The 10675-nt window shown below is 41.6% G+C and carries 8 protein-coding genes; all 8 read left to right on the plus strand.

What is annotated here, in order from left to right; genetic code table 11:
- Positions 1–145 precede the first annotated feature (145 nt).
- The 8 genes from dnaA to FN960_RS07400 all read left to right on the plus strand — a co-directional run bounded on the left by dnaA (position 146) and on the right by FN960_RS07400 (position 10377).
- Positions 146–1495 (plus strand): chromosomal replication initiator protein DnaA, encoded by a 1350-nt coding sequence (dnaA, locus tag FN960_RS07365; protein WP_143848041.1) that lies wholly within the window; start codon positions 146–148, stop codon positions 1493–1495.
- A 168-nt stretch (positions 1496–1663) separates the two neighbouring features.
- On the plus strand, positions 1664–2803 hold the full coding sequence (gene dnaN / locus FN960_RS07370; RefSeq protein ID WP_143848042.1) for a DNA polymerase III subunit beta: 1140 nt from the start codon (positions 1664–1666) through the stop codon (positions 2801–2803).
- Positions 2804–2974: 171 nt separating this feature from the next.
- The gene (gene yaaA, locus FN960_RS07375; RefSeq protein ID WP_143848043.1) at positions 2975–3196 is read left to right on the plus strand and encodes a S4 domain-containing protein YaaA; all 222 of its coding nucleotides are present in this window, start codon (positions 2975–2977) and stop codon (positions 3194–3196) included.
- A gap of 4 nt (positions 3197–3200) precedes the next feature.
- On the plus strand, positions 3201–4322 hold the full coding sequence (gene recF / locus FN960_RS07380; RefSeq protein ID WP_143848044.1) for a DNA replication/repair protein RecF: 1122 nt from the start codon (positions 3201–3203) through the stop codon (positions 4320–4322).
- A gap of 42 nt (positions 4323–4364) precedes the next feature.
- Positions 4365–4625 (plus strand): extracellular matrix regulator RemB, encoded by a 261-nt coding sequence (gene remB, locus FN960_RS07385; protein WP_143848045.1) that lies wholly within the window; start codon positions 4365–4367, stop codon positions 4623–4625.
- A 37-nt stretch (positions 4626–4662) separates the two neighbouring features.
- Positions 4663–6603 carry a DNA topoisomerase (ATP-hydrolyzing) subunit B gene (gene gyrB, locus FN960_RS07390; protein WP_143848046.1) on the plus strand — a complete coding sequence of 647 codons (1941 nt, stop codon included), beginning with the start codon at positions 4663–4665 and terminating at the stop codon, positions 6601–6603.
- 42 nt (positions 6604–6645) lie between these two features.
- Positions 6646–9147 (plus strand): DNA gyrase subunit A, encoded by a 2502-nt coding sequence (gene gyrA / locus FN960_RS07395; protein ID WP_143848047.1) that lies wholly within the window; start codon positions 6646–6648, stop codon positions 9145–9147.
- A gap of 135 nt (positions 9148–9282) precedes the next feature.
- Positions 9283–10377, plus strand: a complete 1095-nt coding sequence (locus FN960_RS07400) for an HD-GYP domain-containing protein (RefSeq protein WP_143848048.1) — start codon at positions 9283–9285, stop codon at positions 10375–10377.
- The last annotated feature ends 298 nt before the right edge of the window (positions 10378–10675 follow it).

A 10675-nucleotide genomic window follows, 5' to 3' on the forward strand; every position in this document is an offset into this window, starting at 1 on the left:
CCACACTTTCTTCAGGTTGAATAATTATTCAGTCTGATCTTTTATGTTATACAAAACCTATACAAGCATTCCATTTAAAAGGCCTAAAGCAGGTCTTTTCTCTGTCTGTTAAGCCTGTACCATCTGATCTAAAGGAGGTCTAATCTTGGAAAATATTCACGACCTGTGGGAGCGGGTGCTCGCTGAAATGGAAAAAAAGGTGAGTAAGCCGAGCTTTGAGACGTGGCTGAAATCAACAAAAGCAACGGTCATTCAAAATGACACGATTACAGTGACGGCTCCAAACGAATTTGCACGTGATTGGCTAGAGGATCATTATGCCAGTTTAACTTCAGATACGATTGAACAATTAACGGGCTCCAGGCTGGATCCTAAGTTCGTGATTCCGCAAAATGAAACGGTCGACGACTTATTGCTTGAACAGCCGCCTAAAAAGATGCCGAAGCCTGAGGCCGCTGATGAGATCTCAAGTCGTACCATGTTAAACAGTAAATACACTTTTAATACATTTGTTATAGGCTCTGGTAACCGATTTGCTCATGCAGCTTCACTAGCTGTAGCTGAAGCACCAGCTAAAGCCTATAATCCGTTATTTATTTATGGTGGAGTCGGACTCGGGAAGACCCACTTGATGCATGCGATTGGACACTATGTGATGGAGCATAATCCCAGTGCCAATGTAGTCTATTTGTCGTCTGAAAAATTTACGAATGAATTCATTAATTCAATTCGTGACAATCGGGCCGTAAACTTCCGTAACAAATATAGAAATGTAGATGTACTGCTTATTGATGACATTCAATTCCTTGCAGGCAAAGAGCAGACGCAGGAAGAGTTTTTCCATACATTTAATGCGCTTCATGAAGAATCAAAGCAGATTGTGATCTCAAGTGACCGACCTCCAAAAGAGATTCCAACACTTGAGGACAGGCTCAGATCACGCTTTGAATGGGGTCTTATTACTGATATTACGCCACCTGATTTAGAAACTCGGATTGCTATACTTAGAAAAAAAGCAAAGGCAGAAAATCTCGATATTCCTAATGAAGTCATGCTATATATTGCGAATCAAATTGATACAAACATCCGTGAGCTTGAAGGTGCCCTTATTCGTGTTGTGGCCTATTCGTCATTGATTAATAAGGATATGAATGCTGATTTGGCTGCTGAAGCATTAAAAGATATTATTCCAAATTCAAAACCAAAAATGTTAACCATTACGGATATTCAAAAGCTTGTGGGTGATTATTACCAAGTAAAGCTTGATGATTTTAAAGCGAAGAAACGTACGAAGTCAGTTGCATTTCCAAGACAAATTGCGATGTATCTGTCACGCGAACTTACAGATTCATCACTTCCGAAAATCGGTAGTGAATTTGGCGGAAGAGATCACACCACCGTCATTCATGCACACGAAAAAATATCAAAGCTGCTTCATACCGATCAAGAACTTCAACAAAAAATTCAAGCGATCACTGAACAGCTTCGGGGATAACACCTGTGCATAGTGTGGGTAAACCATTCAACGCTATACACAGCTTACCCACATGTGTATAACCTTGTATTAATAGGCTTTTTGGACTTATCCACAAAATCACAGCCCCTATTACTACTGAGACTATATTTTTAATTATAATTAATTAGATTAAAGGAGCCATTTAGCATGCATTTTGTGATCGAAAGAAATCGTTTTGTTCATGATGTTCAAAACGTAGCAAAAGCTGTTTCTTCAAGAACCACTATTCCGATACTAACAGGAATGAAACTAGTGGCCACAAATGAAGGAGTCACACTAACTGGTAGTGACTCAGATATTTCCATCGAGACGTTTATTCCTGTAGAAGAAGGCGATCTTCAGCTCGTAGATATTAAGCAAGAAGGAAGCATCGTTCTACAAGCACGTTTCTTTGCGGAAATTGTAAAGAAACTGCCTGGAGAGCAAATTGAAATTAGCGTGCTGGATCAGCTAAGTGCCACGATTCGTTCAGGTGCGTCTGTCTTTACGCTAAATGGACTCGATCCAGAGGAATATCCGCGACTTCCACAGTTGGAAGAGGATCTAATGTTTAAATTGCCTCAGGATATGCTAAAGAACATTATCCGCCAAACCGTATTTGCCGTGTCCACTCAGGAAACACGACCTGTGTTGACAGGTGTAAACCTAGAGATTGAAAACGGGGAATTAATCTGTACTGCAACAGATAGCAGAAGATTGGCGATGAGAACATCCACTGTAGAGCGGAACGATCAAGAGCTATCGTTTAAAAATGTTGTTATTCCAGGTAAAAGTCTTACGGAGCTTAGTAGAATTCTTGAAGAAAATGATGAGTTGATAGAAATCGTAGTAACAGAAAACCAGATTCTATTTAAGCTGGGACATACGATGTTTTTCTCAAGACTACTTGACGGAAAATATCCAGTCACAAGTAGCATGATTCCAACACAATCCAAGACATCGTTTTCGGTTCAAACGAAATCACTTCTGCAGACATTGGAACGAGCCTTATTACTTTCAGATGGGAAAAACAATGTGGTGACCTTAAAAACGTTACCGGATCAGCAAATCGAAATTACATCTGTATCTCCTGAGATCGGAAAAGTCACAGAGGATCTAACAACTTCTGAACAAGAGGGAGAAGAGATGAGAATTTCCTTTAACGGAAAAATAGTCATCGATGCCTTAAAGGTTATCGATAGTGAAAAAGTTAATATCATGTTCACAGGAGCCATGAGTGCATTTGTGTTAAGACCAACAGATCATAAGCACTATCTGCATTTATTCTCTCCAGTACGTACATACTAGGACCATGTGGCTCTCTTAAAGATTGGACTTGGCTAGCAGGCGCTAGTCTAGTACAATAGTTATTAGAGAAAGTATGTAAAATTGAACGGAACTAGAAGACAGCAGCTCAGATGAATTGCTGTCTTCCCTTTCTTATAACCCTCAAAAATGAGGAAGAAAAAGAGGTACAACATGAATGTACTAAAGATTTCAACGCCGTATATTACCCTTGGTCAGTTGCTGAAGGAAGCTGGTGTGATTGATACAGGGGGGATGGCTAAATGGTATCTCAGTGAGTATGAAGTGCTGGTGAATGATGAGTCAGAGGATCGTCGTGGCAAAAAGCTGAGAGTGGGTGATGTGGTCCGTTTCTCAGACGGCACATCCATTGAAATTGCACAGACCGAGGAGTAAAAAGATGAGGGTCAACAAGCTATCTTTAAAACACTATCGGAACTATGCCAAAGCTGAGCTTACATTCAACAAGCAGGTTCACGTCTTTGTTGGCGAAAATGCGCAAGGGAAAACCAATGTCCTAGAAGCGATTTATGTGCTCGCCATGGCAAAATCCCACCGCACAGCGAAGGATAAGGAATTAATTAGCTGGCAGGAGGAGTATGCAGGTATTTACGGTGAAGCACAGACAAGAACAAGTAAGCTAACACTGGAATTAGCCGTTTCTAGTAAAGGGAAAAGAGTAAAGCTTAATGGGTTGGAGCAACGACGCCTCAGTGAGTACGTCGGAGCTCTTAATGTCGTTATGTTTGCACCAGAAGATCTTCATCTGGTAAAAGGGAGCCCTCAAGGAAGACGTCGCTTTATGGATATGGAGCTCGGACAAATTAGTCCAGTCTATCTTCATCATAGCAGTCGTTACCAGAAGATTTTGCAACAACGAAATTCTTTGCTGCGAGATTGGCACAGAAAACCTTCTGTCGATATGATGGATATCCTGACCGAGCAATTGATTGAAACGGCTGCTGAGTTGATTAAACGGCGAGCTGAATTTATAAAAAAGCTTGAGCGTTGGGCTCAAACGATTCATTCTGACATTTCGCGTGGCACAGAGGACCTACAGCTTCTCTATCTTTCATCCATAGAGGTATTAGAAGACTTGAACTTGTCGAACCTAAAAGAGAGACTACATGCTGTCTATGAAAAGAAAAAAGAAAAAGAACGGATTCGAGGAACGACTCTTTTTGGCCCGCATCGTGAAGATTTGGGTTTTCTCGTGAATGGCAAGGATGTTCAAAGCTTTGGTTCTCAAGGTCAGCAACGAACAACCGCACTGGCTTTAAAGCTGGCTGAGATTGAGCTAATCAAAGAAGAAGTGGGTGAGTATCCAGTATTGTTGCTTGATGATGTCCTCTCTGAATTGGATGACTACAGGCAGTCTCATCTGCTAGAAACGATCCAGAAAAAGGTACAGACATTTGTGACAACAACGGGGCTTGCCGGAGTGCACAAAAAGGCATTGGAAAGTGCAGAGATTTTTGAAGTGAAAGCGGGCCATATTCAAGTGCTCCCAACGCTTTCTTAATATAGACATATACAAGGGAAAATGCTCGAGTGAGGTGATGGTGTGTTTATTCATTTGGGCGGAGACGTAATGGTACAAGCAGAGGAAATTATTGCGATTCTTCACTACGAGGAAGACAATGTGGCAGACGCAACAAAAACCTTTTTAGAGCATGCTTCTCATTCCGAAGCAATTACGATTACTCCGGATCTTATAAAATCTATTATAATTACAGACCAATTTATTTATTATGCTCCTGTCTCTTCTAGTACATTAAACCGAAGAATGCTTATAGGGGTCGGCTTAAAAGAAGAAATAGAGTAAGACAGGTCATTTCGTAAGATGTTTAAGATAATTGGGAATGAAGGTGACGCAAGTGAACAGTGAACAGCAAACAGAACAATCCTATGATGAAAGCCAGATACAGGTACTTGAAGGTCTTGAAGCTGTACGGAAACGTCCAGGCATGTATATTGGATCCACAAGTGTCCGCGGTCTGCATCACTTAGTATGGGAAATTGTAGATAATAGTATTGATGAAGCGATGGCCGGACACTGTGACACGATTACAGTGACGATTGAGCCTGATAACAGCATCTCAGTGGAGGATAACGGGCGCGGAATCCCTGTTGGAATTCAAGAGAAAATGGGACGTCCGGCTGTAGAAGTTATTATGACAGTGCTGCACGCAGGTGGTAAGTTTGGCGGTGGCGGTTATAAGGTTTCAGGTGGACTACATGGTGTAGGGGCATCGGTAGTTAATGCGTTGTCAACATATCTGGAGGTCAACGTTCACCTTGGTGGCGGTATTCATTATCAAAAGTATGAAAGAGGCGTACCGGCCGCTGACCTAAAAGTGGTAGGAGAAACAGATAAAACGGGAACCGTCATTCGCTTTAAGCCTGATGCAGAGATTTTCCAGGAAACACAGGAATATGATTTTGATACACTCGCGACTCGTCTTCGTGAACTAGCTTTCTTAAATAAAGGATTAACGATTCATATTCATGATAAACGTGAAGGAAAAGAAAAAGAGTCCACGTATTATTACGAGGGTGGAATTGGTTCGTTTGTTGAGCATTTAAATCGTACCAAGGAAGTTCTTCATCCCGAGCCTATCCATATTGAGAGTGAGAAGGATGGTTTGACCGTTGAAGTTGCGGTTCAATACAACGATGGATTTGTCAGTAATATCTATTCCTTTGCAAATAATATCAACACACATGAAGGTGGAACACACGAGTCCGGATTTAAAACGGGTTTAACACGTGTGATTAACGATTATGCGCGTAAAAATAGTCTGTTTAAAGAGGCGGATCCAAACCTTACAGGGGAGGATGTACGTGAAGGGTTAACAGCGATTGTGTCCGTGAAAATCCCTGATCCTCAATTTGAAGGGCAAACAAAAACAAAGCTAGGAAACAGCGAAGCAAGAACAATCACTGATTCATTATTCAGTGAGCATTTTGCCCGTTTTCTTATAGAGAATCCTCAGGTTGCTCGCAAGGTGGTCGAAAAAGGATTAATGGCGTCACGTGCGCGTGAGGCAGCGAAAAAGGCTCGTGAGCTGACGCGTAGAAAGAGTGCCCTTGAAGTGAGCTCTCTGCCAGGTAAACTAGCGGATTGTGCTTCTAAAGATGCATCCATTAGTGAGCTGTATATCGTTGAGGGTGACTCGGCCGGTGGATCTGCAAAGCAAGGACGCAGCCGTCATTTCCAGGCGATTTTGCCGCTACGTGGGAAAATTATTAACGTAGAAAAGGCGCGTCTCGATAAAATTCTGGCAAACAATGAAATCAGAACAATTATTACGGCACTTGGAACTGGAATTGGTGAGGAATTTGATATCACAAAAGCTCGTTATCATAAGCTAATTTTGATGACAGATGCCGATGTAGATGGCGCTCATATCCGGACCCTGCTGTTAACATTTTTGTATCGTTACATGCGTCCAGTGATTGAGAATGGCTATGTATATATTGCTCAACCGCCATTATACAAAGTGACACAAGGGAAACAAGACTTTTACACGTACAATGACCGCGAGTTAGATGAGCTATTAAAAACGTTCTCTGATCGCTCTAAGATTGGTATCCAGCGCTATAAAGGACTTGGAGAGATGAATCCGGAACAGCTTTGGGATACCACAATGAACCCAGACACGCGGAGCATGATGCAGGTGACTCTTGCTGACGCCATTAAAGCAGATGAAATTTTTGATATTTTAATGGGGGATCGAGTAGAGCCTAGACGTGATTTTATCCAGGAAAACGCCCAATACGTAAAAAATCTTGATGTATAAGCGGGCAAAAGAACTCAAGTAGCATTGATGGAGGTTTAGAAAATGGCTGAGCAGAATCAATCAAATATTACAGAAATTAATATAGGCCAGGAAATGCAGACATCCTTTATGGATTATGCAATGAGCGTTATTGTCAGCCGTGCACTTCCCGATGCCAGAGACGGTCTTAAACCCGTGCATCGTCGGATTTTGTATGCAATGAATGATTTAGGTATGACCCCTGATAAAGCCTACAAGAAATCAGCCAGAATTGTCGGCGATGTCATCGGTAAGTATCACCCACATGGTGACTCTGCTGTATACGAAACGATGGTACGGATGGCGCAGGATTTTAGCTACCGTTATATGCTTGTGGATGGTCACGGGAACTTCGGTTCTGTAGATGGTGATTCCGCAGCAGCCATGCGTTACACGGAAGCAAAGATGTCCAAGATCTCAATGGAACTTGTGCGCGATATCAACAAGGATACAATTGATTTCCAAGACAACTATGACGGCTCTGAGCAAGAGCCTGTTGTTATGCCGGCCCGTTTTCCGAATTTACTCGTAAACGGGGCTTCAGGGATTGCTGTTGGTATGGCTACCAATATTCCCCCTCATCAATTGGGAGAAGTAATAGATGGGGTTTTAGCTCTATCTGAAAATCGTGAAATTGATATAGCTGAGCTTATGGAGTACATTCCAGGTCCAGACTTCCCAACAGGGGCAGAGATTCTTGGTCGTTCCGGTATTCGCCGCGCCTACCAAACGGGTCGAGGCTCGATTACACTACGTGCAAAGTCAGAGATCGAAGAAAATGGTGGTAAGCAGCGTATTATTGTCACAGAACTTCCTTACCAGGTGAATAAAGCACGTTTAATCGAGAAAATCGCCGAGTTGGTTCGTGATAAAAAGATTGAGGGAATTACCGATTTACGTGATGAGTCAGATCGTACCGGGATGCGTATTGTTATTGAAGTGAGACGAGATGCTAATGCCAATGTTCTTTTAAACAATTTGCATAAGCAAACCGCGCTTCAATCAAGCTTTGGAATTAACCTGCTTGCTTTAGTAGGCGGACGTCCAAAGGTATTAAATTTAAAAGAGTGTTTAGAGGAATACCTGGATCACCAAATTGTTGTTACACGAAGAAGAACAGCCTTTGAATTAAAAAAGGCTGAGGCTAGAGCTCATATCCTAGAGGGATTACGTATTGCACTAGATCACTTGGATGAAGTCATCAGCCTCATTCGTGCGTCACAAACAACGGAAATTGCTCGTAATGGCTTAATGGAGCGTTTTGAATTAAGTTATGATCAATCCCAAGCGATTTTGGACATGCGTTTACAGCGTTTAACGGGTCTAGAGCGTGATAAGATTGAGGGCGAATATAAAGAGCTTCAGGAACGAATTGCTGAGCTTAAGGAAATTTTAGCAAATGAATATAAGGTTTTAGAGATTATCCGCACGGAGCTTTTAGCTGTGAAGGAACGCTACAATGATGAGCGCCGCACAGTGATCTCAATGAGTGAGGATCATCTTGAGGATGAGGACTTGATAGCGCGTCAAAATATCATTATTACCTTAAGTCATAATGGGTACATTAAGCGACTACCCATCTCCACCTACAAGAGTCAAAAGCGTGGAGGAAAAGGCATTCAGGCAATGGGCACAAATGATAATGATTTTGTCTCCCATCTGTTTACAACAAATACTCATCACACCATTCTATTCTTTACAAATAAAGGGAAGGTGTATCGTCTGAAGGGATATGAGATTCCTGAGCTTGGCAGAACAGCTAAGGGTATCCCGATTATTAACCTACTTCAAATTGAACAAGGCGAGTATATTAGTACCGTTATTCCAATTGAAGAATTTAACGATGACTCGTATCTGTTCTTCCTTACAAAAGAGGGAATTGCTAAGCGTACACAGCTTTCAGCCTTTGCCAATATTCGCAAGGGTGGATTATTTGCCATTAACCTGCGTGGAGAAGATGAGCTTCATGGCGTACGCTTAACGGGCGGCGATGAAGAAATTATCATCGGAACAAGACAAGGGATGGCGATCCGTTTCCATGAGAATGATGTAAGGCTGATGGGCCGAACAGCTGGTGGGGTAAAAGGGATTACCCTTTCAAATGAAGATCATGTTGTCGGTATGGATGTGGTTGTGTCTGATCAGGATGTATTGATTGTTTCTGAGAAAGGGTACGGCAAGCGTACACCGATAGAAGAATACAGAATACAGAATCGTGGCGGTAAAGGCATTAAGACCTCAAATATTACAGATAAAACGGGTGCACTCGTTTCTTTAAAAGTGGTCTCGCTTGAAAGTGATATAATGATTATTACTGCAAGTGGTGTCATTATCCGTACTCAGGTAGAGCCAATTTCACAAACAAGTCGTAACACGCAAGGGGTTAAGTTAATCCGCGTCGACGAAGGTGAAGAAGTAGCCACAGTAGCACGAGTGGATATTGAAGATGATGAAGTAGAAGAGCTTTTAGAGGAAGAGCAAGCTCAAACAAATGATGAGCAAGAATCCGAATCTACAGAAGAATAATCATGAAACCGACCGAATGAGGTCGGTTTTTTCTTTGCTATTTTTTAATAATATTTCCCAACTAACAGATTTTGGCGTATAATAAAGGAGTATAGATCTAGTTCTAAAGTAATATTAGATAGGGGAGTTCATTATATGATTGTGCCTGTTCATGTTTTGCAAGAGGGCTGTATTGTTAAATCCGATGTGTACGCAGCGGCCTCTATTCCGTTACTAAAAGGTCATACTGTCATTACAGAGAGGCACCTCTCTTTTTTACGTGCATTTTTTATTAAAGAAGTGGATGTAGAACATTTGCTCGCAGACGGTCAGATCTTCTCTCCCGCTCTTTCTAGTACAATGAATAAAGAGGAGTCGCTTCCCGCGGCAGAATCTTCATTTTTTGACATGTATACTGAGGCAGTCCAGTTGTTTAAGAAGGAATTCGAACGATGGCAGGCGGGAATGCCCGTGTCAGTCCATGAACTTCGGACGATTATGCTACCGTTGTTTGAAAAGGTTATTAAGGATCCGGAGCATTTGATGTCGCTTCATCAATTTTCCCATAAGTGTGATTACCAGTATCATCATTCTGTCTCTGTGGGCTTATTATCCGCATCTCTTGGCTACAAACTACAATACGAATCCGGAGACTGGATTCAAATAGGTTTAGCTGGATTGTTGTCCGATATAGGCATGGCTAAAATTGCATCCACTTCTTTAAATAAAGGCGGACCTCTAACTGCCTTTGAATTTGAAGATGTGAAAAAGCATCCTATCTATAGCTACAAAATGGTGAAAGATTCTACTGGATTAACAGCTGCAGCTAAGTTAGCGATTTTGCAGCATCATGAACGAACGGATCGACAAGGGTATCCGATGGCTATTGGAGCAGAGAAGCTTCATCCTTATAGTGAGATCATTGCTGTAGCTGATGTGTACCATGCCATGTCTTCTGAGCGACCCCATCGAGCTAAACATTCTATCTATTATATTTTAGAAGAGATGCGCCGCCAAAACTTCGGCCCTTTAAATATTCCAGCCGTGTTAGCTTTAACCGAGCAGCTTTTGCAGTTTACAGTTGGTGCTTCTGTTCGTTTAAATACTGAAGAAGAAGGGGAAATTATTTTTGTTACTCCGCAAGATCTAACTAAACCTATGGTTAAATTATATGAGTCAGGTGAAATCATTAATCTTAACTATCAAACTCATATTTATATTGAAGATATATTATCTAAGAAAAAATCTTAAAAAACAGTTGTGGAGAATCAATTAGTTATGCTATACTATTTCTTGTCCTAAAGAACAACATTATTATTTATTTGAAAAAGTTGTTGACGAAGACATCTGGAAATGGTATATTAGTTAAGTCGCCAAATGAGCGACGGAAGTTCTTTGAAAACTGAACAGAAGCCAAGCGTACGAAGAGATACACGATATCTCATAGTCATAAAAAGTCGCAATTTCGATTGCGCAAAGCAAGTCAGCAATGAGCAATCAGCTCATCCACTTTTATGGAGAGTTTGATCCTGGCTCAGGACGAACGCTG

This window comes from Alkalicoccobacillus porphyridii, assembly GCF_007293315.1.
Classification (GTDB): domain Bacteria; phylum Bacillota; class Bacilli; order Bacillales; family Bacillaceae_D; genus Alkalicoccobacillus; species Alkalicoccobacillus porphyridii.